Source organism: Bradyrhizobium sp. SZCCHNRI3043 (assembly GCF_032377735.1).
Classification (GTDB): domain Bacteria; phylum Pseudomonadota; class Alphaproteobacteria; order Rhizobiales; family Xanthobacteraceae; genus Bradyrhizobium.
This window is the reverse complement of the sequence record NZ_JAUHID010000001.1, coordinates 1,075,064-1,094,164: the sequence shown is the minus strand read 5'-3', so window position 1 is coordinate 1,094,164 and position 19,101 is coordinate 1,075,064. Positions and strand designations below refer to the sequence as shown.

General features: G+C 62.4%; 25 protein-coding genes. 2 read left to right on the top strand and 23 right to left on the bottom strand.

What is annotated here, in order from left to right:
* Positions 1-4: 4 nt before the first annotated feature.
* The 18 genes from QX124_RS05290 to QX124_RS05210 all read right to left on the bottom strand — a co-directional run bounded on the left by QX124_RS05290 (position 5) and on the right by QX124_RS05210 (position 14,139).
* Positions 5-430 carry a hypothetical protein gene (locus tag QX124_RS05290; RefSeq protein ID WP_315796551.1) on the bottom strand — a complete coding sequence of 142 codons (426 nt, stop codon included), beginning with the start codon at positions 428-430 and terminating at the stop codon, positions 5-7.
* Complete coding sequence (locus tag QX124_RS05285) at positions 414-725, bottom strand: hypothetical protein (RefSeq protein ID WP_315796550.1); 312 nt, start codon at positions 723-725, stop codon at positions 414-416. Before QX124_RS05285 ends, QX124_RS05290 begins: the two co-directional genes overlap by 17 nt.
* Positions 722-2,194, bottom strand: coding sequence for a hypothetical protein (locus QX124_RS05280; protein ID WP_315796549.1), 1,473 nt, complete (start codon positions 2,192-2,194; stop codon positions 722-724). Before QX124_RS05280 ends, QX124_RS05285 begins: the two co-directional genes overlap by 4 nt.
* A 143-nt stretch (positions 2,195-2,337) precedes the next feature.
* Positions 2,338-2,949 carry a hypothetical protein gene (locus tag QX124_RS05275; protein WP_315796548.1) on the bottom strand — a complete coding sequence of 204 codons (612 nt, stop codon included), beginning with the start codon at positions 2,947-2,949 and terminating at the stop codon, positions 2,338-2,340.
* Positions 2,949-3,965, bottom strand: coding sequence for a hypothetical protein (locus QX124_RS05270; RefSeq protein WP_315796547.1), 1,017 nt, complete (start codon positions 3,963-3,965; stop codon positions 2,949-2,951). The genes QX124_RS05275 and QX124_RS05270 overlap by 1 nt, the downstream gene beginning before the upstream one ends.
* Position 3,966: 1 nt before the next feature.
* Positions 3,967-4,398: a hypothetical protein gene (locus QX124_RS05265; protein ID WP_315796546.1), complete on the bottom strand. Its 432-nt coding sequence runs from the start codon at positions 4,396-4,398 to the stop codon at positions 3,967-3,969.
* A 25-nt stretch (positions 4,399-4,423) separates the two neighbouring features.
* Complete coding sequence (locus QX124_RS05260; RefSeq protein ID WP_315796545.1) at positions 4,424-5,077, bottom strand: hypothetical protein; 654 nt, start codon at positions 5,075-5,077, stop codon at positions 4,424-4,426.
* Positions 5,074-5,406, bottom strand: coding sequence for a hypothetical protein (locus QX124_RS05255; protein WP_315796544.1), 333 nt, complete (start codon positions 5,404-5,406; stop codon positions 5,074-5,076). Before QX124_RS05255 ends, QX124_RS05260 begins: the two co-directional genes overlap by 4 nt.
* Positions 5,406-5,717, bottom strand: a complete 312-nt coding sequence (locus QX124_RS05250; protein WP_315796543.1) for a hypothetical protein — start codon at positions 5,715-5,717, stop codon at positions 5,406-5,408. Before QX124_RS05250 ends, QX124_RS05255 begins: the two co-directional genes overlap by 1 nt.
* 1 nt (position 5,718) lies before the next feature.
* Entirely contained in the window at positions 5,719-6,081 is a 363-nt protein-coding gene (locus tag QX124_RS05245) for a hypothetical protein (protein ID WP_315796542.1), read from the bottom strand.
* 67 nt (positions 6,082-6,148) lie between these two features.
* Positions 6,149-7,111, bottom strand: coding sequence for a DUF5309 domain-containing protein (locus QX124_RS05240; RefSeq protein ID WP_315796541.1), 963 nt, complete (start codon positions 7,109-7,111; stop codon positions 6,149-6,151).
* A 666-nt stretch (positions 7,112-7,777) separates the two neighbouring features.
* Positions 7,778-8,200 (bottom strand): hypothetical protein, encoded by a 423-nt coding sequence (locus QX124_RS05235; RefSeq protein WP_315796540.1) that lies wholly within the window; start codon positions 8,198-8,200, stop codon positions 7,778-7,780.
* A 98-nt stretch (positions 8,201-8,298) separates the two neighbouring features.
* Positions 8,299-8,688 (bottom strand): hypothetical protein, encoded by a 390-nt coding sequence (locus tag QX124_RS05230; RefSeq protein ID WP_315796539.1) that lies wholly within the window; start codon positions 8,686-8,688, stop codon positions 8,299-8,301.
* 195 nt (positions 8,689-8,883) lie between these two features.
* Positions 8,884-9,906, bottom strand: a complete 1,023-nt coding sequence (locus QX124_RS31830; RefSeq protein ID WP_409997658.1) for a M23 family metallopeptidase — start codon at positions 9,904-9,906, stop codon at positions 8,884-8,886.
* A 9-nt stretch (positions 9,907-9,915) separates the two neighbouring features.
* Positions 9,916-11,022 (bottom strand): hypothetical protein, encoded by a 1,107-nt coding sequence (locus QX124_RS05225; protein ID WP_315796538.1) that lies wholly within the window; start codon positions 11,020-11,022, stop codon positions 9,916-9,918.
* Between the two features lie 242 nt (positions 11,023-11,264).
* Positions 11,265-11,564, bottom strand: a complete 300-nt coding sequence (locus QX124_RS05220) for a hypothetical protein (protein ID WP_315756141.1) — start codon at positions 11,562-11,564, stop codon at positions 11,265-11,267.
* Positions 11,557-13,221, bottom strand: coding sequence for a hypothetical protein (locus QX124_RS05215; RefSeq protein ID WP_315796537.1), 1,665 nt, complete (start codon positions 13,219-13,221; stop codon positions 11,557-11,559). The genes QX124_RS05220 and QX124_RS05215 overlap by 8 nt, the downstream gene beginning before the upstream one ends.
* A 42-nt stretch (positions 13,222-13,263) precedes the next feature.
* The gene (locus tag QX124_RS05210; RefSeq protein ID WP_315796536.1) at positions 13,264-14,139 is read right to left on the bottom strand and encodes a hypothetical protein; all 876 of its coding nucleotides are present in this window, start codon (positions 14,137-14,139) and stop codon (positions 13,264-13,266) included.
* On the opposite strand from QX124_RS05210, the gene QX124_RS05205 reads away from it, so the two are divergent.
* The gene (locus tag QX124_RS05205) at positions 14,138-14,449 is read left to right on the top strand and encodes a hypothetical protein (protein ID WP_315796535.1); all 312 of its coding nucleotides are present in this window, start codon (positions 14,138-14,140) and stop codon (positions 14,447-14,449) included. The two genes, QX124_RS05210 and QX124_RS05205, sit on opposite strands and share 2 nt — an antisense overlap.
* 209 nt (positions 14,450-14,658) lie before the next feature.
* Here the strand turns inward: QX124_RS05205 and QX124_RS05200 are convergent, their stop codons facing one another.
* Together QX124_RS05200 and QX124_RS05195 are read right to left on the bottom strand one after the other, a co-directional pair.
* Positions 14,659-15,222, bottom strand: a complete 564-nt coding sequence (locus QX124_RS05200; protein ID WP_315796534.1) for a hypothetical protein — start codon at positions 15,220-15,222, stop codon at positions 14,659-14,661.
* Positions 15,223-15,286: 64 nt separating this feature from the next.
* A complete protein-coding gene (locus tag QX124_RS05195; protein ID WP_315796533.1) occupies positions 15,287-15,949 on the bottom strand; it encodes a hypothetical protein in 663 nt (220 codons plus the stop codon).
* A gap of 48 nt (positions 15,950-15,997) precedes the next feature.
* Between QX124_RS05195 and QX124_RS05190 the strand changes: the two genes are divergently transcribed.
* Positions 15,998-16,252: a hypothetical protein gene (locus QX124_RS05190; RefSeq protein ID WP_315796532.1), complete on the top strand. Its 255-nt coding sequence runs from the start codon at positions 15,998-16,000 to the stop codon at positions 16,250-16,252.
* A 182-nt stretch (positions 16,253-16,434) separates the two neighbouring features.
* Here the strand turns inward: QX124_RS05190 and QX124_RS05185 are convergent, their stop codons facing one another.
* The 3 genes from QX124_RS05185 to QX124_RS05175 all read right to left on the bottom strand — a co-directional run bounded on the left by QX124_RS05185 (position 16,435) and on the right by QX124_RS05175 (position 19,072).
* Positions 16,435-16,878, bottom strand: coding sequence for a hypothetical protein (locus QX124_RS05185; RefSeq protein WP_315796531.1), 444 nt, complete (start codon positions 16,876-16,878; stop codon positions 16,435-16,437).
* 338 nt (positions 16,879-17,216) lie between these two features.
* A complete protein-coding gene (locus tag QX124_RS05180; protein ID WP_315739083.1) occupies positions 17,217-17,573 on the bottom strand; it encodes a hypothetical protein in 357 nt (118 codons plus the stop codon).
* A gap of 212 nt (positions 17,574-17,785) precedes the next feature.
* The gene (locus QX124_RS05175; protein WP_315739084.1) at positions 17,786-19,072 is read right to left on the bottom strand and encodes a PBSX family phage terminase large subunit; all 1,287 of its coding nucleotides are present in this window, start codon (positions 19,070-19,072) and stop codon (positions 17,786-17,788) included.
* Positions 19,073-19,101 lie beyond the last annotated feature (29 nt).

The window sequence follows — 19,101 nt, the reverse complement described above, 5'->3', positions numbered from 1 at the left end:
ATTGTCACCTCAACTCCTTCTGGATAATCATATGCGTGTGCCGATAGTCGGCGAGCGCGCGCAGCCAGCCTTTACGGCCGTAGATGCGCATGCCGCGACAGCTTTCTGTCTTCGCGTAAGTTTCGATGCCGCCGATCAGCGGGAGCCAACGGTATCGCCCCCTGCCCTCACAGGCGACGATGACGCACACTTTGCCGGCGTCCGTCAGTTCGAGCCGTGTCGTGGCCACCGCATCGATCGCGATTATGTCGCCCTCCTGGCTCAGCGCCAGCCACAACAGCGCGCGGCCGTCGAGAACGTCGCGCTCCACATCGGCGAAGGCAGACAGACCGGTCCGCAGGATCGCCCGCCGCAGCCGCGGCGCGACCTTGGGCCAGATAAGTCCAACCTGACCGGGATCGACGCAGGCGAGTTCAGCCGAGCAATGCATAGAGAAACGTCCGCGCCGCCGCGCTGTTGGCGTGCGTGAGCGTGAACGATCCGTTGGTCACGGCGCTGACATGGATGGTGCCGTTGCCGAGCTCCACCGCGGCGCCGGGGCTCGCCGCCGTCAGAATCGGGGTCGACGCGGCAGAGCAGTTCATGTCGGCAACCACGGTGGTCGCGACCCCCGGCAATAGGGTGACGCTGCCGACAGCGTTGGATCGCCCGGCGGCGAGCTGCTGCAGCGCCAGGATGACCTTCTTGAGATCGGTTTCGGTGATGCCGGGGACATAGGCCGTCATAGCGTGCCGCTCACGGTGAGGTCAGGCACGACGCCTGCACAGAAGCTCCATGACGCGTCGGCCGGAATCCGGACCTTGAAGCGGGCATAGCGCGTGTCCTTGCGCAGGTCGCAGCGGCCCGTGCGCGTGTTGACCGACACCTCTGTCCCCGCGACAGCGGCAGCCGATGGCTTGTCACGCGAGGAGACCGATCCGAACAGCGTCGTCGCATCGGTCACCGGCCGAAAGCCGCGGATCATGATGCGGTTCTCGTCAGTACCCTGCTCGGCGCTCTCCATCGTCGCCTCGAGATTGTTGCCACGGAAGAAGCCCAGCACATGATTTGCGGAGAACTGCGCGATCTCCGGCTGGACGGCCGTCGCGTAGGCGTCGAGGCTCAAGGTCATCGCGTCGATCGACGACGAGATGCTGTCGAGATTCTCGAGCGTGAGGCCCGTCTGCGACATGCCGAGCAGGTATTCGCCGGTTGCCGCGATCGAAAAGAAGCGGTCGAGCAGGAAATCATAGCCCAGCAACTTGTCGTAGGTGCCGATCGCGCCGGAGATCGACCTGTAGGACCAGTACACCCGCGTCGAGCGGGGATCGGCCGCCCCGATCAGCAATTGCAGATTGCCCTTGTCGAGATCGGCAAGGAAAGTGCGGTCGACCTTCTCGCGGCCGATCGGCTGCGGCAGGCCGCCCGGCTCGATCTTGTGAAAGCCCTGGCCGGCATAGAAGAAGATCCGTTCGCCGGCACGGATGATCGAGTATGGCGCGTAGAGACCCTTGTCCTGGGTGATGCGATCGATCTGGAAGATGATCGGCGATCCCGGGACGTAGGACATGCGCCGGATCGCCTGGTCCTGGAAGATGATCCCGGCTTCCCCGCCGGCAACGCCGCGGACGATGCCGCCGTCCGGAAAGTCCTGATGATCGGACCCCGCCGTCAGGCCGTCCCAGGACGTCGCCGAATTGAAGTTGTTGAGACCCGACCATTGGATGCGATAGGGCGTCGACAACAGGCCCGAGAGCACCAGGAAGCGTCCGACCACGCTGATATAGGCTGCCTGCGGCGGCGAGCCCAAGGCATTGTCGAACGCGGTCGACGACGTCAGATCGAACACCTGCAGCAGCGCATTCGCCTGCGTGGCGAACACGAGATTGCCGGTCTGCGCGAACTGCCACTGCGCCGCCGCGGAGAGCTGCGAATAGCTGGCGCCGCCCTTCGAGACATCCAGCCAAGTGAAGTCCGTGTTGTTGAGGCGGTAGAGCTTGGTCGCGGTCGCGGCGAAGGTCACGACGGTGCCGTCCGATTTCAGGGCGTAGAACGCACCGCGACACGGCTCCGGCAGAGCCGATGTGTAGGCCGAGAAGGCTGGAAAGGGGCCATAGCCGTCGCCACGCGGAACGACGTTCTGGATGTTCCTGGTGGCCTGGCCTTCGTAGTCGCTCACGTCGGGCCGATATTCGCCAAAGGCAAGAAGAGGCATGTCACCTCCAATCATCGATTGCCGCCGGCGGACCTCCGCCGCGGTCAAGAGGAAACAGAAAAGATCGACAACGTCGATGGGGCCCGAGCCTTCAAACGGCCGCGCGCATCAGGCTCGAACAGATGATGGCCACGACGAGGACATCAATCGCTCGTCCAGCGCGGCGTCGGAGGAGACAACGCATTCCACGAAAATGACAATGCCGGGACACCCAGCCAATGGTCGGCCATACTTGGCTTCGGCGACCAGGACTGCTCAGGAGCGTTGCTGCCGCTCCAACCGATTGTCCCCGTGCCGAGAGGATACCAGGCCTCGAAGCCGCGCCCGTAGCCGACGTCGTATCCGACGAGCTGATATGAGGTCTTCTTGCCGGTCATTGCGCCAACGAAGGCCGATGATTGGCCGCTGACGATATGAGTCCGCCCCGCGGCCTGCATCTTGCCGACCGTCGTGATGGAGTTCCCCGCCGCGACGAAATCGCCGGGGGCGGCGAAAGCACCGAGCGAATACAGGACCGTGGTGCCCGCCGTCAGCCAGCCGTTCTGCGCACTGAGAAGACCGATGCGCGCAGCCGCCGAGCCACCGGCATAGACGAGCGACGCGGTGATCTGAGTGAGCGCAGACTGGAAGCTGGTTGCTCGACCTGCAAGCGTGACGGCGGCCGGACTCGCAAGGAATATCGTATTCGTTGCGGAGCTTTGCGGGAGCTGCGCGATCGCCAGCCTACCGACGGCGTCGAATCCGAGCAGTGACATCAGTAGTACTCGTCGATGATGATGATCCCGGAGCCACCAGAGCCGCCAGCAGTGCCGTTCGAACCCGCGGAACCGCCGCTGCCCGCTGCGCCGACCGAATACGCGTATGTCGCGGCCGGAGCAGAAATGTACTTCTCCACGTATCCTCCGGCGCCGCCGCCGGCAGCACCGCGCCCGCCCGAACCGCCGTCAGTGCCTCCGCCTCCTCCGCCGCCGCTGCCGCTATTTGGCGCCGCGGCACTTCCTGCAGAGCCAATCCATCCGCCTGCTCCACAGCCGCCGAATGCAGAGTTAGCGCCATTCCTTCCTTGAAGCACCGCGCCTGTCGAACCGCCCGCACCATCGGTTGGCGTGCTGTGACCACCTCTAATATTGAGGTCACCGCCCGTCGCACCTCCACCACTCGCGTAAGCGTTGCCGTACGGGCCGCCGTTTGCTCCTCCCGAGGCGGTCAGGAACGACGAGCCGAACGTCGTGTCACCGCCGACACCACCAAATGTCGCTCCCGTCGTGCCGCCGCCACCCCCACCGCCTCCGCCGCCGACCATGCGGACCAGCAGCGCCTTGCATCCGGCTTTGAGGGTGTAGGTGCCAGATCCTGAAGTCAGGACGGAGCGCGTCCAATTGCCGGGGCCTGCAGCCGCGGCGATGTTGCTCCGCGCCTGCGCCTGCTGCGTGCTGGTGAAGGCGTTGGCCTCCTCGATCGAAATGAGATCCTCCTTCAACGCGACGATCGCGACTTGTGGCGCAGCGGAAAAGTTGACCTTCGCTGTCGTTCCGACCGAGGTGAACAGGATCGTCGTCCGAGCCAATGTGCCGGTCGACGAGGCGTAGGCGCCCTCGCCGACCTCCCATTGCGTCAGGTCGGCACTCTCGGCCCTGTATTTGTAGAGCCGGCCATTGACCGCGCCGGCCGCGGCCGGGCCCTGATATCCCTGGACGGCCGCGGCATAGGTCCAGTCCGTCGTACCGCCGGCGGTGGGCAGGAACCTGCAGATGTCGAGAAAAGCTGCCATGTCAGGCGATCGTCAGGATGCCGTTCACCTGGTCGAGGTCGACCGTGAACGTGTTGCCGTTGGTAAGCGTGACAGAGGTGCCGTAATCCCACCAGCCGATCAGTGGCTTGGTCGCCGATGTCGCGTTGTAGAGCACGGCGTACTGAAAAGGCCCGATCGAGCCGCCGGCCGCGGTCCACGACGGGTCGCTGCCGCCGATGAATCGGAAGGTGCCGGAGGTCTGCCCGCCGGTGATCGCGCCGATCGAGACGCCGCCAGCCGTGTAGCCATTCCCCGTCGTCAGGTCGGCCGGCGTGTTGTAGACCGTATTGGTTGCGACCGGCGCCGTGCTGGTGAGATAGATCTTGTAGACATGCGATGTCCCGGTGAGCATGTCGTGCAGGGCATGTGCGACATCCTGAACGAAACAATTGAATTTGTTGAATGCAGCCATGTGATCCTCTGTGTTGGACAGCGTCTCAGACGACCTGGCCGGAGAGCCGCATCGTCATCGGACCGGCGTTGAAGGTCGACGTCAGGCCAAGAGCATTGAGATCGGCGAGAGCGCTGGTGAAGCCGAGACCCCAGGTCTGAATCCGCCCGTCCTCTTTGAGATACGGAGCCGACTCGAGCAGAGCGCCGTAGAGATAGAGATCGGGTGCCAGCGTGAGCAGCCAGTTTGAATCGTTCGATGCCAGCGGCGGAACGGTCCGTCGGTAGACCATCTCGATCGTGTAGGCGGCGTCCGGCCGCGGCGCGAGCTCGATCTGGTCGCCGAAGACCGAGAAGTAGCGCGGCTGGCCCGCGATGTCGGAAACACGGAAGCGATACTCATCAAGTTGTACGCCGGACCTGAACTCCAGCGCAGGCTGGCCGCGCACGCTCGTCAGTCGGATCCGCCGCATCGACTGAAAGTCGGACGGCAGCGCGATGAACTCCGGCTCGCTGGCGCCGAGGTCGACGACGGCGATCGCCCGCTGCTCCATCTGCCGCACGAACAGCTGCCGGTTGAACTTGGCTTCCGCGAGCTGGATGAAGCTCGGTATCCGAGCCACCAGCGTGGTGTCCTGGTCGCGCGCTAGATACTCGGACACGGCAGCTTGCAGCGATGAATAGTTCGAGATCAGGGTCATGATGGTCCCGCCTTCCATCCGCTCTGCAGAGCCGGCTTGTCGGTGCGCAGATAGGCCCAATCCGGATCATTGAGCTTCTCTTGCACGATCGCGTCGAACTCGGGCGTGAACAGGCGAAGCCGGGTGTTGCCCCTGGCATATTCCTCGTTCAGCCATTTGACGTAGATGACGTTCGGAATGCGCGCGACGTGGCGGCCCCAGTCGCTGTGCTGCTCGTCGCGGCGCGCTTCGCTGTTCCAGTCCAGGATGGGCGCGACATCCTGGAGATGCTCGATCACGAGACCGGATCCATCGCGGTCGAGATGCGGGCGAATGGTCAGCCCATCCATCACGACAGCTCCGTGATCCACAGCGTGCCGGCCGTCGCCGTGACCAGGCCGTTGCTGGCGGCCTTGATGGCCGCGATGTTCTGTCCGGGTGTCACGGTGACGTATTCGACCGTGTTGGCGGGGAGAAAGACGTCGGCCGTGGTCGCGGCCTGAGCGCCGTCGCCGATCCGGTAGCAGCAGGCCGAACTCGCGGCGAGCCGAAGCTGGAACGTGCCCGGACCGAACTTGTTGGTGGCCCCGACGCTGCCGTCAAAGGCGATGGTCTGCGTGCCGCCGATCCGGGATGATGGCTGTTTGGGAAAGAACGACATCTCAGGCTCCCCTGACTGCAAGCGAAAAATACATCGGCACTGATGTTCCCGACGCACCGGAGGGTGTCAGTGCAACGACGTCGTCTTCGTTGAGGTAGACCGGCGAGGCCGGAACGACTGAGAACAGCTGCCCCGCCGCGGAGCCGGATTGCGGCACAGTGAAGCTTGCGACCGGCGCGGCGTTTACCGTGACGGTGACGGTGCCGTCGGCCGTGGTGATGGCGCCGCCGAGGATACCGGCCACCTTGAGCAGCCGACCGCGGAACGGCGCGCGGACATAGGCGGCGACAGGATTCGCGCCGCAGGAAGGCGTGTAGGCCGTCAGATCGGCCGTGTTCAGTGGGCGATTGTCGGGAAGCGGCATGAATGAACCTCCAAAAGAAACAGGCGGCCCGAGAGCCGCCTGCAGATCAGGGTGATGAAAGATCGGGCTATGCGGTGGTGTTGTCGAAGATGCCGCCGCTGGCCTTCTCGTTGCGCGCGACCAACGCGTATTCGGCGAGGATCTGGCGTCGATCGGAATCGCCGGTCTTGGCGAGCGGGATCGAGATCATGTTGCGACCGTTGAGATAGGCCACGGCCCACTTGTCCATCTCGAGCACGAGCACGTCACGCGCACGCTGGAAGCGGCTGGCGACCACCTTGAGCTTGCCGAAATCGGACTCATAGGCATCGACGGAGGCCACGATCTTCTTCGACTTCGCCTCCTCGATCGCCGTCGAGCGGCCGGTGAAGGTCGAGAACACCTGCTTGTTGAACGCGCCGGTCAGGATCGTGCCCGGCTTGCCGCCGTTGATCCAGATTGACGACAGCACCGTCTTCAGCCGCGCCTCGGTGAAGGCGATCTGGGTGCCGTCCGTCCGCGTGCCAGAGCCATCGGCCGCGGCGGGATCTGCGGCGCCGCCGGCGCTGCCCTTCGACGTGTTGGAAACGATCCAGGACAGGATGGAGGCGGTCTTGCGCGGCGTCGTGGCGTTGCCGACGATCTTGGCCTGGTTGGTGCCGCACAGGATGGTTTCGAGATCGCGCTTCAGCTCGAGGCCCTTCAGCATTTCCTGATAGGCGAGCTCATTGTCGCGGCCGGCATGGTCGACCGCCTGCTGGGTGCCGGAGACGCGGGCGACCTTGTAGGAGATCTGGCACTGGTTGCCGAGACGAACGGTCGGCGTGGTCACATTGGTGTTGGGGTCGTCGCCTTCGAGCTGGGCGTTGGTGCCGTCGGCGGGCGCCAGCGCCTGGGTCTGCCATTCGTGATTGACGGCGGTCGCCTTCTCCTTGTCGACGCCGCTCATGAACGGCGTGTCGACCGGATCGATGCGATAGATCATGTCGCTGAGATCTTCGCGGTTGCCGACCGCCTGGTAGGTGACGAAAGTGGACGTGGGTGTGGTCATCGATGATCCTTGATGTTGGCTTGCACGGCACGCGGCGTTCGCCGCGATCGTGCCGCCGCTTGGAGGTCACGACCGCGCATTGCGCCGATCGCCGCTGCGCAGATCTGGAGATGGTCTGACACTTTCAGGTCCCGCTGGCGCGATGGCGCGAGAGATCACTCCCGGTTCGGCTTCTGCGAGACGTCGATGCCGTGGCGCCCGTGATGAACGGGGTCGGCAGAACCGCCTGTCATAACCGCACCTTGTTTGGCGCGGTGACGTCCAACAGCACGGCACATTGGCCGTGAGCCGGACCAAGTCACGGCTCACGAAAAAGCCCGCGACGGTGTGTCCGTCGCGGGCTCGTGCAAGTCTTGCGATGTTGCCTTTATGGAGTTGATTTGCCCGACGTGTCAATGACGATTGTTGCGAGCTCAATCGAAATCGGACTCCGGCGCTGCCCGCGTCGATACGTTCACGATGTCCCTGGGCGTCACGTTTCTTGCCCGCAAGCAGCGCTACTTTGCCAGACGACTGACAAGTCGCCTCGTAGGGACGGCTTGTCGACGTGCCGCGAGTTCTGATGAGAGCGCCTCGACGGCCTTCGAGCGTGGATCAGGATAATTGAACACATCACCATGTCTTGCCGCATGACGCAAAGCTGACTGTGTCAGCGCTTCGGCAAGCTCAGGTGGACCGAACATCCATTCGGGAGGACGAGACGGAGGATCTACATCGATCGGCCGCCGCTCGATGCGTGGTCTGTCGGGGACCGGCCCGAAGGGTTTGGGTCCGGCTGGAAGCGGCCATCGGGCCGGACGGCATCCATTGCGGAAGCCCCGGCTGATCGGGAACCATCAGCGGCTCAATGTTAGTCGGCTGCCCCTGGTTGTTTGGCGCATGCGATATCGGTCCAAACGGATCGCGCCCGGCTGGCAGCGGGCCAAGGGGAGCGAACGGAAACCACGATGGAAGCCCTGACTTGTCACCGTCCGTAAATTGATTGATCGCTGGAATCTCTCCGAGCCCATTGATGGCCGGGCCATTTTCGATGGAAGTCAAACCACGAACCGACGGCATCATCTTTGGAATCTCAAACAGGTCCTTCATTTCGTGACTCCACAAGTAAGCAACGATAGGCTTGACGCCGCGCTTCCGTATTCTTGTTGATCAGTTGATGGCCGCCTGATCCGATCACGGATCATGGATCACCCGCCCGAGACGACCCGCGCGACGAGCGCGTCGACCTCGTCTTGGCTTTCGGGATAGGATTCATAGATGATCTTCGTCTTGAAGAAGACGTGGTATCTTGGATTGACCGTGGACACGTCGACATCGAGGTCGGTCTGCTCGCTGAAGCAGACGATCGTCCGGTCAGGGCTTATCGCCGTCGGCTGCGGCACGTCGCCACGACAATAGTCGACGGCGCGATGATAAGCTTCTGGATCCGGCATTACGTTCTGGGCCGCGAGATCGTGAGGGTACAAAAGGAGAAGGACGGGGACGACCAATCGAGACAGATTCAGCATTCCGCATGCCAAAATGACCGGCGACGAGCCTCCTATTGAACGTAGCATTGTTGTCAACAAGTCCTGCATCATCAGTGATCCATCCCGGCTGCCGACACGGATCGACGTTTCAACCGGCGCCCCCGACTATGCCGTCCTTCCGACCGGTTCTCCTGGATTGAACCGATCAACCGGCCTCTGGTACATGCGTTGGCCACCAGCGTTGCCGACTTTCATGTTGAGCTTGTTCGGAAGTGGCCGATACATCCAAGAAATGAAATTCACTCACTGTCGGGCAATACGGCTTATCAGCCGCCTTACCGGGTAGGTTTGCTCCGGTTGGGCTCCAGACAACATCTCTCCGGAACTACCTACCGGCGAGAGGGTCGCGCGCCCGTCTATGGGCTGCCCGCCGTCTTCTGCTCCGGCGGGCGAAAACGGAGCGGTGAAGTAACGTGCGGCTTGCTGTTGCACAGGCGAAAGGTCCGCCGGCGGCGTCCCCCAAGGCAGAGGAAGGCTGGCTGCCGCCAGCGGCTCTAGACCGAGATCGAGTGGCCCTAGGACGCCACCATTTCTCCGCGATCCCCGCGAATGCGTCGATGGCAACGACGAACGTGGCGGGACAACCGGCTGCGGTCCACCCGGACCACCGATGGAAGTTGGCCCCTCTGCGCCGGGGATCGGCATGCCTGGCATGAGCAGAGAGTCCGACGGGGCGATAGGAGGCGAGATAACAATTCTGTCACTTCCAGGCGCTCGCTTCGATACATCGTTCCCCGACTTTGGCTGAGGCGACGATCGTTGACCTTGCTGCTCATAGAGAAAAAATGGGTGGTTGATGTCGAATGCATCAGGATCAGCTCTATGTTCTACGTCGCTCGAGTATATCCCAAACGGACCGTCGGCATTGAGACGTACGTTTCCAGAGATGATCTCCCGATGCAGATGAGGGCCAGTGGACAAACCGCCCATCGACTGCACATAGTCCTTGGTTCCGATCACAGCGCCCGGGATTGGCTGTCCTGCTGCAATCGGGGTGCCAGGCTCCGGCAAGTCTCCCGGCCCCAAATGGCCATAGAGAGCGCGAAACTTCGTTCCGTCCGGCGCGACCGACTCGACCACAACCGCTCGGCCATAGCCGGCGATCACGCCACTTCTGAAGATCTTGCCGCTGTATTCGGCATACACGGGAGTATTTGGTTTGGCCGGATTGTCCGTACCCCCGTGATATCCCCCCTTGGTGCCGGGGCGCTTGGTCAACCAGCCGTCGCCAGATGGGCCATAACCTGGGTACTCATATCTTGGCATTGTTGCTTCTCATCGTTTGCATTCTGGACTCTGGACGGCCAGAAGATGTGTGTTTCCCGAAACCACCCCTCCCGACCATGTTCCCTGAAGCAGCAGGTAACAGCCGTCCTTGCTGAAGGAGAGGTTGTCGTTGGCAATCCGGAATTCTGGATACGGTAGCGAGAATGTTCGCACGCCGGCACGCTCGATGCGCGCAATTCCGAGTGTCGTGTGCCAGTGCTTACGATCGAGGAGAGGAAACGCGCAGGTTCCGTAGTCACCACTGATCAGGAACGGCTCGTTGTATCTTCGAAACAGCCTTCGAACACCGATATCGGCCAGCCAGTCCTGTGGGCTGGAGCGGTCACCGAGCACCATGTAGCGGGATGTCTCGACCCCGACTAGGGACGCAACTTCATGATCGCCGCACCGGACGATCTCCGTCGAGCTGAAGTCCTTGGGCAGCTTGATCTCATGACCCGCTTTGGTCCAACCGCCATCCGCCGGAACGTATTTCTGGATGCCGATCGCATCGTCGACATAGACGTGCCCTTCCATGAAGAACACGCTATGTTGCTCGTCGGGAAACACGGAAATGTCGGCCATGAGATCCGGACCACTGACCAGGACCGGCTTTTCCGGAAGCTTGATGCTTTGTCCGTCCGGCGACAAGAAAGAGTACAGGCCCGCCCTCGCGAATGGTCGATAGCCCGACAGCCGGTACGTCGCCAGTTGCGAGTCTCGCAATAGGAAGAGCATCGGTGGGTCGGAGTCGTAGGCGACAATCGTCCGGCCATCCTGCGAGCAGGACAACGATCTCACGTCGGCATTGCCGGGAACCTCGGCGAGAAGCTTCTCCTCGCCTCTCAAGGTGCTCTTGAAGATCGAGGTCGTCTTTCGCGCAGGATCATACTCCATATAAACAACGGCCGGCTCCGCCCCGGAACAGAACTGGGGGATGCCGGGGAGAGACGAACTCCATACGAGGCTCAACTTGGTGGAAGCAACCTGCTGTGCAACAGCGTCACTCGATAGGGAGTCCAAGACAGAAAGGATGCCAACCACCGCTCCCGTCGCCATGGACAACCCAACAACGAGCGCACCTATCGAAAATGGATGTAATAAGTCACGCGACATAATGCATCTCGCAGCTCGGATCCACATTCCCTCTTTTTCCCCGCTGTTAGTCGCTGGTGTCGACAAGAGCGTCGTCCTCAAGCCAATCAGCTTCGAGACGTGCGAAATCTGCCCTCCGCTTCAACGAGCGCAAGCCGACGATTCCTGCGAAACTGGGCCGAAAATCTCCTCTGTCGATCTTAGAACAAACAATGAACAAGTCAATACGCCTTTTGATTGTTCTCGCAGGATGTCGAGACGGCTCAAAGCACGCCGAACCGCTTCCTGCGCTCCGCCGTTTGCGCCAGCTCCTTCAGCTCCGCTTGCGCCAGCTTGCCATGGGCGACCATCGCGCCGAGATGGTCGCGCACCTTGCCGACGATGTTGATGGCGAGAAACAGCTTCTCGCGGCCGGCAACGTCGTCGATCAGCGTCTGCCGCCAGGCCGAGCTGTAGCTCGCCTCGAGCGCATCGAACGCGCCGGCAAGCAGTTGGTCGTCGAGCAGCGCTTTGGCGCGGGTGCCGCGCGCGGCGGTCTGTTGCAGGAGGCTCTCATCAATCATCGCGCCGCTCCATCTTGCCATGCGTCTCCCTTTCGGCCCGGCCCGACGCTGCGGCCATGCCGATCGCCATTTCGGCGATCTTCATCTCGTGAGCAACCTGCGCCTGCTCGCGCTTCTGCACCTCTTCCACCGTCTTGAGGTGCGCGTCGAGCAACGCAATCTTCGCGTCCAGCCCGGCCCTGATCTTGGCCAGCTCGATTTCGGCCTGCACCTTGACCTGCTGATGGATGAGGTCGTTGTGAGCCTGCTGCTGCGCCAATTGCGCCTTGTGCGCGGCGATCGCCTGCTCGGTCTGCACCCGCGCCTGCGCCGCAAGCAGCTTCGGGTCCGGCGGCGGCTGCTGCGGCGCCGGCGGCGGGTGCAGCAGCCGTCCGGTCTGCGGATCCACCGCGGCCGGATCGTTGAAGAAGCGTCCGGGATTCTTGTGCCCCATGATCCGTGTCAGCTCGGCCGCCGTGTTGTAGAGTTCGCGATCGCCGACCAGGTTGATCTTGCCGGCCATCGCCAGCTCCTTCTGCACGTTGGCGATCGCCATGGTCTGTGCGAACTGCTGCGCCTTGCCGCCGGAGCCGAGCCCAACCTCGATCGTCATGTCGTCGCGCGTCTTCCAGCTGCGCGGATCGATTTGGACCCAGGCATTACGCAGCCGCACGGTCTGGCGCTGCTGACCGTGCTTACGGATGGTGGCATGCAGCAGGCCGAACATGTCGCGGACCCCTTCAGCCATGATCCGCGCGATCAGCTTGATGCGCATCTGCGAGGCGGAGAAAACCTGCGCCACCGCCGTCGCCGATTGATTTTGCAGCGCATTGGCATCGATGCCCTGCGCCTGCTTCGATAGCCCCGAACGGCTCTCGAGCTCGGCATCGATGTATTGCAGCATCGGGTAGATCGAACTGGTAATGTCGGGCACCACCTGCCAGTTCAGGCCGCCTGCGGTCTTTGTTCGAACGACGCCGCCGGGACGCGAGACCAGAAGATCGTCCAGCGTGTTCGGCCCCGCGTTCTGCTCGGCCACCTCGACGCGCGGATTGTTGTGCAGATAGAGATTGTCCAGCGCACCGCGCTTCAGCGCGGTCTTCTCGCGCTGCAGCGGCATCACCAGGTCTGCGATCGAACGGCCAAAGAAGCGGTGCGTCATCGGCACCGGCGTGGTCGCGGCGAACGGGATCGCATCGAACGGCGAGATGCAGTCCTGGCCGTCCTTGCGCAGGATCTCACTCTGGTCCCCGCCGGTGATGATCTGGTACAGGCACGGTCGGCCGTCGCCTTCATAGTCGATCCGAACGTAGTGCTCGGTGATGCGCACGAGCCTGGTGCCTGAATTGGCCGTGCTCGACGATGCCCGCGAATGCTCGTCGACCGTATCGCGCGCAAGCGTTTCGACCTGCGTCGTCCCGGTGTAGTCGCCGAGCGACTTGATCTGCGCAGGGTCGAACCCTTCGGCAATCAGCTGAGCCTCGGTCTTGGTGACGATCTCGTGGAAACAGTAGTTGCAGTCACGGATCGAGCGCGCGCCGCGCTCGATCCCGAACTCCTCCGGCGGCACGCCCATCACCCGCGCATGGGCGAGTTTTCGCGTGGTGACGATGGTGACGTCGTGCGTGATCGGTTGCGGCACCGGTTGCAGCGGCGCGCACTGAAGAGGTATGTTCATGGCGATGGGCTCGTTCGGTTATGGAGAGACAAATCGGAGCGTCTAACGGCTGCCGCTTCGAGCCGCGTCGGTCAGGAGATAATCCTGGATCATGCCGAGAAGGCCGCCGGAAGACCCCACCTGTCCGCCGGCTCCCGAGCCACCACCCATAACGGAAGCAGTCATGTCCGAAGGACCTCCGGGAGTTGCCCACCCGTCTCCGATGTAAGGAACGGGCGTGGCACCGTCGGAAAGTGCACGATCGGCGTGGCTGCCCGAAAAGATGCGAGCTGACGGCTCGTGACGCCCGCCGATGTAGTCGGACCACCACGGAGAGATCCCTGAACCAAATGGCTCCCTGCCGGACCACGGTCCAGCATAAGGTATCGGTCGTTCCGCACCGGGCTCCAATCGGACCGGCGCGCTCTGGGCAACGTGTCCAGCCGCCGAGGACTGATCTTCCAAACCCATGACGGGGTTCAGAACGTATTTCCTGACGAAAGCGGCGATCTGCGCCGGCGTGGCCGTATAGTTCATGCCAACGCCGGGAATGGCGGCTCCTACTCCGATCGAAGACACTTTTGCTTTCCAAGGCAGAGGAATGCCGGCTTCGTCCGGAATGCTCGCGTTGACACTGAACGACGGCACGTTAACTGACGCACCGAACCTAAGAGTATCTTCGGATGACATACCTTTTCTGAGGTGGATGAGGTGCAACCCGCCCCCTCCCTTACCCAAACCTCCTGTCAAAGTGAAACTCGGCGCGGTCGGCGCCCCCGGATTCCAATAGTACGTCCCTCCGAGCCCGAACCACGGCAGCTCGAGAGAGATCCCGTCCGGGCGCAGATTGCCTTTCTCATTCACCGACATTAGATTACCTTCATCAACTGGAATGAATCGATCGGCCGTGATCGATACCCTTGCCGGCGCTGCAAACATGTCCTACCCGACAATCGGCATTCTTCTCGTTTGGACGGTCGCGGGCCTGCCGCTGTGGGCACTATGGCTGAATGATCTTCGCGTCATTCACAATCACATCGCGCCAAGCGCCTCAGACATGCGCTACATGAAGCCGGGCTATTATAAAACATGGCTGTTTTTCGGGTTTCGCTTCTCGGCAATGGATCCTGCGAAACTAACAGAGCCAGGTCGAGAACGCCTGAAGCTCGCGATCCGGCACGAGCGAGTAATATGGATATGGCTGACCGTGGGCTTTCTCATCGTGATGATCTTGGGCGCGCTGAGCTGAGCATCCAAACGAAGAAGTCGACGCTCCTTTGAACGAACACGGAAGGTGTGATTGGCTTCTCGGTGTTCCGTATCGCGGACACCACTTCGACCGATTTGCGTGTCGTCGGACCGAACGCGCTGCTAACCTTGAGCGTTCGTATTTTTGTCGCGCGCGCGACGCCTTGCCCCTCTCTTCCGGACGAAGTCAGAAGCCGCTCCAGGTCGGAGTCACGGAAGAGGCTTCGGACTGAGTCCTGATCGCCTCGAATGCGCGACGATCCGCATCGCGCCGTCCGAGTCCATCACCGACTGCGCCAGCAGCGCGAATTGATCCTCGGTGAGGTCGTAATAGGTTTCGCGGCTCTCCTCCTCGCGCTCTTCCCACCACACCTTGACGATGCCGACCTTCGAGAGAAGAGCATCCTTGATGAAGGAATACAGGATCATGAAGCCGGGGTTCTGCTGCATGAAGACGTGATTGACGTAATCCGTCTCCTGCGCTGCGGCGGCCTCGTCCTCCGGCCCGACGGGCTCGAACCGCACGACCTCGTCGGAGCCGGCGAAGATGTCCATCAGGTGCGGCAGCAGGCCTTCGACCGTATCGGCGACATCAGTCGAGACGGCCCGCGAGCGTCCCTCCTGCGCCGGCATGTCCTTCTTCATGTTGCCGAGATAGTAGTCCATCGCATCGGCCCGCTCCTCCGCCAGCCGTGCCGCGGAGATGGCGGCCAGCGCATCGGCCTTTTCGGCAGCGAGCATCGTCTTGAGATCGGAGTTCGACATTTTTGGCATGGTCAGATCCACGTCGTTGAGAACGCAATTGTCAGGTTTCGGGACCCTTGTGCGAGACCGAGGCTCATCGGGGAGGCCACGCGGAAACCGCAGCACCATCGTCGACCGGATGCGTGCGCATGTAGTCCTGGATCATCCCAAGCAGGCCGCCTGCCGGCGATTGCAGGCTTGCCGGATCCATCGCGCTGGTGTTGCTGGTGTCTGCGATCAGACCGGGAAAGCTGCCGGGACGACCGGCGGCCGCACCGCTGGCGGACCGAGTCTCCAAATCCGGCTGCGCCCACCAGCGCAGTGAACTTGAATTGTCGACCATCCGTGATGGCCGGGCCGCGCCTTGCCGAGGTGCGGCATCGCGATCCGCGGGCGGCATCACCGGCACGATTGCGCCTGCCGCATCGACGGTCCAGTCTTGGGGGTTCGACAGGATCTCTCGGATGAGTTGCCCCTCGCGGTAAGCGCCATGCGCCGCCCACCCGCCGGCCAGCGATCCACCCGTTCCGAGCGCCACTGATCCCGCGACGGCTCCGGGCAGACCACCGACCATCTCTCCCCCTATTCCTCCCAATGTTGCGCCCAGGATTCCGCCCCAGGTTTCTCCCGATCCGACCATCCCATCGTGGAGAACATCATCTCGACGCGGCGCGGCATATCGCGATAGCGTCTCCTTCTTCGCTTGACTCTGCGCAATCATGTTGATGAGCTTGGCAATGAGTTTTTCGGCAGCCATCATATACTCCCTTGAATTCGTCGTTCACGCGAGCACCTGACGAGTCCCATGACGCCGACAGACAATCAGCTGGCAGACACTCAAAAGAGCGCCGTGCGAGGCTGTTTGACATCCATGATGGTCAATGTCCTCATTCTCGCATTCATGTGCGGCGCCTGGTATTTCCTGTTTGGAGACAAGGGAATCCTGGCCGGCATCGCATCATTCCTGGCCATCCACTTCGCCAGATTTTTTTCGGCAGTGTTCGGCAACCCGCCTCAGGTGCCGTCGCTCCGTGAGACAGACGGAGACAAGTCGGCCTGACCGTCCATTGGGCTGCTACGCCGTTCAAAGTCGCAGCGGTCAGCGCGCCGAATTCCACGGCTGGCGCCGAAGACGGCATCTGATCTGCGGGGCGAGAGCGTAGAATCTGGATCGGAGATCTGACGGCAATCGCCGCATGGCCGGGAAACCCGGGACCGACGACCAACGTGATAGAATAGCCCTTAGCCGTTTCTGAGTACGCCGACAATCCGCTGTACGGCGGTGAAAACGAGGTTCGTCAGCAAATGTGCTGACCAGAAGAAAATGACAGCAAGAGAAAGGCCACCGATCACGGTGGCTGCGAGATCGGCCTCGGTCATCTTTCGCAAAACTGAAGGGCCATACATCGCCACCTGCAGGTATTCGTAAAGTCGGGACGCCAGTATCGCGGACAATGACAGCGCGTACAGGATGGTCGCGGAGGGCGAGCGACGGAGAATCCACAAGGCCGGGATCGGGGCGAGCCAGATGACGTGCACCACGAACTCCGGATAATCCAAGGGGAGTCCGTGAGGGCTGGCAATGTAGACAAGAATATCGGTCAGCGTCACCCAGATGATCTGGGATACACAGCCAACGATGAGCGAGAAGGAGGCGACGCGGGGCTGGTCCCAGCTCGTCGGCATCAGTCGCTCCCTTCCGCGAATGACGGCGCCCGGAGTCTACCCCGGACGTCGAGCGGCGGCTCCAATCCAGCGGCAGCGCCGGGAACAAACAACGAACTACAACACCTCGTGGTTGCCAATGTCGATCGCGCCAAACGTGTGATGCTCTCGGCCTCGATCATTTGTTTCAGACAGCGTGGCGACGTCACCGCTGTCCTCCACGGACAGCTCATTTGGTCTCGGCACCTCGCGTCTCGTTTGACGATGTTGGATGCGACGCGGACTCTGCGTCAGATGTTGCTCGTACGGGCTTCTGATGTTCGCTCTGACGAACGCTGTCCGAACATCAACGCGCAGCGCTAGTCGCGATGGAAGCGCCTGACCAGGCGCTCGTCCAGCCGGTCCAGCCGAGGAGCGACGTATCTGGCAAGAAGCCGCCAGAAGGCATGCAGCGCCCAGCCCACCATGTAGGAGATGAACAGGCTCACGGGAAAATAGAACACATAGCTGTTCATCCATGAGTCCGCGTCGAATGGCGGATCATGAAGACCGAGCAGCGGCCAAATCGAGCCCAGGATTAATCCCGCCGGAAGCACCGCGAATTCGGCGAGCAAGACGCTGGCTTTCAAGCCGGCGAAGTAGGAAAAGCAGCTGAACACCAGGAAGTGGACGACGTAGATGGCCGAGACGATCAGCCCTCCCTTGTTCAGTCTCACTGACACGCTCCCTTGCGCCGTCCGTTCAGACCTGTCGCACGACGGCGAGCCGGCCGATCGCCGACACCCAAGGCCGATCTCGCGATCGCCAACTTTCTGATGTCGCGGGCGACAACACCTGTAACGGACAGAGCCACTTGCGCTGCAGCTTCCATTGTAAACACGTCGGAACAAAAAAAGAACATCAGAATGCCCTGTCGTTGTCAAGAGCGCTAGCTCCACCCGGCATCTTGATATCGGATCGGACGATGGAAGCTCGCCACCCGCCCCGGCGCCTCGTGGCAGATCGCCATCAGGCCCAGCGCGTCAGCCGCGTGCGACGACCAGTCATGCTCGGGGCCGAGCCCGACGTTGCGGGTCTCGTCCTTGCGCTCGTGATAGAAGCCGAGCGCCTCGCGCCCGGCTTCGGTTGTCGTCTCGTTGAACCAGAGCTCCGGACCGAGCCGGCGCAGCGCCTCGATCCGCATCATCGCCGCGCCCCGGCCCTGGTTCGTGATCGGCGGCTCGACCGCAAAGCCGGCCTCGCGCAGATGATCGGCGTAGCGCTTGCCGGTCACTGCATTGGTCGCGAGCCCATCGTGCGGAAGGTACAGGATCGCGTTCTGATAGCCCCGCGCGCGCAGCCAGTTGACGTGAAACGCCAGCACCTGGCCGACCGACTCGTAATAGTCGAGCACGCGAATCTCGTTGCCGACCCATTGCACGATCCAGATCGTGAAGGCGTCCGCCGTGGCGCCGGCGCCGCCGATGTCGACGAACGCCCGCAACGGCAACAGCGGGTCCGCGGACACCTTGCCGATCCGTCCCTCGCGTTTCGCCTGCGCCAGCAGATCGGCAAAATAAGCACCTTCGAACGCGCGCACGTAGTCCCCCTCCCAGATATGCTCGTAGCGGTCCGGATAGAGCGCGAGGTCGAGCTGCCGCTCTTCCTCCAGCACCGCCGGAAACCACGGATTGTCGCGCCAGCTCGCCTTGACCACGGCGGCGCCTTCCGGTTTGCGACTGCGCAGAAAATCGTCCACGGCATCCGACTTGCGGCGCGGATTCCAACTCGCCCACAGCTCCGAGCGAGGCGCTCGGATGGTGGGCCGCAGCAGCGACAGCGAACGCGCGCTCAAGGTCTGTGCCTCGTCGATCCAGGCGATGCGAAATCCCTCCAGTGACTTGATCGACTCTGCGGTGTGATCCTGCATGCCCCGAAAGATGATGAGCCCGTCGCCGGGAGCCGCGATGCGGTCGCTGAACGACCGGAAGCCCTGGCCGAGGCCGAGCGCCGCGATCTTGTCCTCGATCAGCCGCTTGGATGATTGCGCCAGCGTGCGCTGTGCCTCGCGAATGCAGACGGCGAGCGTGCCGCGCTCGGCTTGGCAGGTCTCGACCAGAAGCTCGCCAAAGAAGTGCGACTTGCCCGAGCCGCGCCCGCCGAACGCGCCCTTGTAGCGGGCCGGCGCGAGCAGCGGCTCAAACACTTTCGCGGTGGGGATCTTGAGGGTGGACAATGATCACCTGCTCTTACCGGCCGTTCACC

Coding starts and splice junctions, on each gene's coding strand:
- QX124_RS31830 (WP_409997658.1), bottom strand. CDS start 9,906: ATGCCAAGATATGAGTACCCAGGTTATGGCCCATCTGGCGACGGCTGG.
- QX124_RS05225 (WP_315796538.1), bottom strand. CDS start 11,022: ATGTCGCGTGACTTATTACATCCATTTTCGATAGGTGCGCTCGTTGTT.
- QX124_RS05285 (WP_315796550.1), bottom strand. CDS start 725: ATGACGGCCTATGTCCCCGGCATCACCGAAACCGATCTCAAGAAGGTC.
- QX124_RS05240 (WP_315796541.1), bottom strand. CDS start 7,111: ATGACCACACCCACGTCCACTTTCGTCACCTACCAGGCGGTCGGCAAC.
- QX124_RS05280 (WP_315796549.1), bottom strand. CDS start 2,194: ATGCCTCTTCTTGCCTTTGGCGAATATCGGCCCGACGTGAGCGACTAC.
- QX124_RS05265 (WP_315796546.1), bottom strand. CDS start 4,398: ATGGCTGCATTCAACAAATTCAATTGTTTCGTTCAGGATGTCGCACAT.
- QX124_RS05245 (WP_315796542.1), bottom strand. CDS start 6,081: ATGCCGCTTCCCGACAATCGCCCACTGAACACGGCCGATCTGACGGCC.
- QX124_RS05235 (WP_315796540.1), bottom strand. CDS start 8,200: ATGAAGGACCTGTTTGAGATTCCAAAGATGATGCCGTCGGTTCGTGGT.
- QX124_RS05275 (WP_315796548.1), bottom strand. CDS start 2,949: ATGTCACTGCTCGGATTCGACGCCGTCGGTAGGCTGGCGATCGCGCAG.
- QX124_RS05290 (WP_315796551.1), bottom strand. CDS start 430: ATGCATTGCTCGGCTGAACTCGCCTGCGTCGATCCCGGTCAGGTTGGA.
- QX124_RS05260 (WP_315796545.1), bottom strand. CDS start 5,077: ATGACCCTGATCTCGAACTATTCATCGCTGCAAGCTGCCGTGTCCGAG.
- QX124_RS05200 (WP_315796534.1), bottom strand. CDS start 15,222: ATGCCAAAAATGTCGAACTCCGATCTCAAGACGATGCTCGCTGCCGAA.
- QX124_RS05230 (WP_315796539.1), bottom strand. CDS start 8,688: ATGCAGGACTTGTTGACAACAATGCTACGTTCAATAGGAGGCTCGTCG.
- QX124_RS05195 (WP_315796533.1), bottom strand. CDS start 15,949: ATGGCTGCCGAAAAACTCATTGCCAAGCTCATCAACATGATTGCGCAG.
- QX124_RS05190 (WP_315796532.1), top strand. CDS start 15,998: ATGACGCCGACAGACAATCAGCTGGCAGACACTCAAAAGAGCGCCGTG.
- QX124_RS05215 (WP_315796537.1), bottom strand. CDS start 13,221: ATGAACATACCTCTTCAGTGCGCGCCGCTGCAACCGGTGCCGCAACCG.
- QX124_RS05185 (WP_315796531.1), bottom strand. CDS start 16,878: ATGCCGACGAGCTGGGACCAGCCCCGCGTCGCCTCCTTCTCGCTCATC.
- QX124_RS05270 (WP_315796547.1), bottom strand. CDS start 3,965: ATGGCAGCTTTTCTCGACATCTGCAGGTTCCTGCCCACCGCCGGCGGT.
- QX124_RS05250 (WP_315796543.1), bottom strand. CDS start 5,717: ATGTCGTTCTTTCCCAAACAGCCATCATCCCGGATCGGCGGCACGCAG.
- QX124_RS05205 (WP_315796535.1), top strand. CDS start 14,138: ATGTCCTACCCGACAATCGGCATTCTTCTCGTTTGGACGGTCGCGGGC.
- QX124_RS05220 (WP_315756141.1), bottom strand. CDS start 11,564: ATGATTGATGAGAGCCTCCTGCAACAGACCGCCGCGCGCGGCACCCGC.
- QX124_RS05210 (WP_315796536.1), bottom strand. CDS start 14,139: ATGTTTGCAGCGCCGGCAAGGGTATCGATCACGGCCGATCGATTCATT.
- QX124_RS05255 (WP_315796544.1), bottom strand. CDS start 5,406: ATGGATGGGCTGACCATTCGCCCGCATCTCGACCGCGATGGATCCGGT.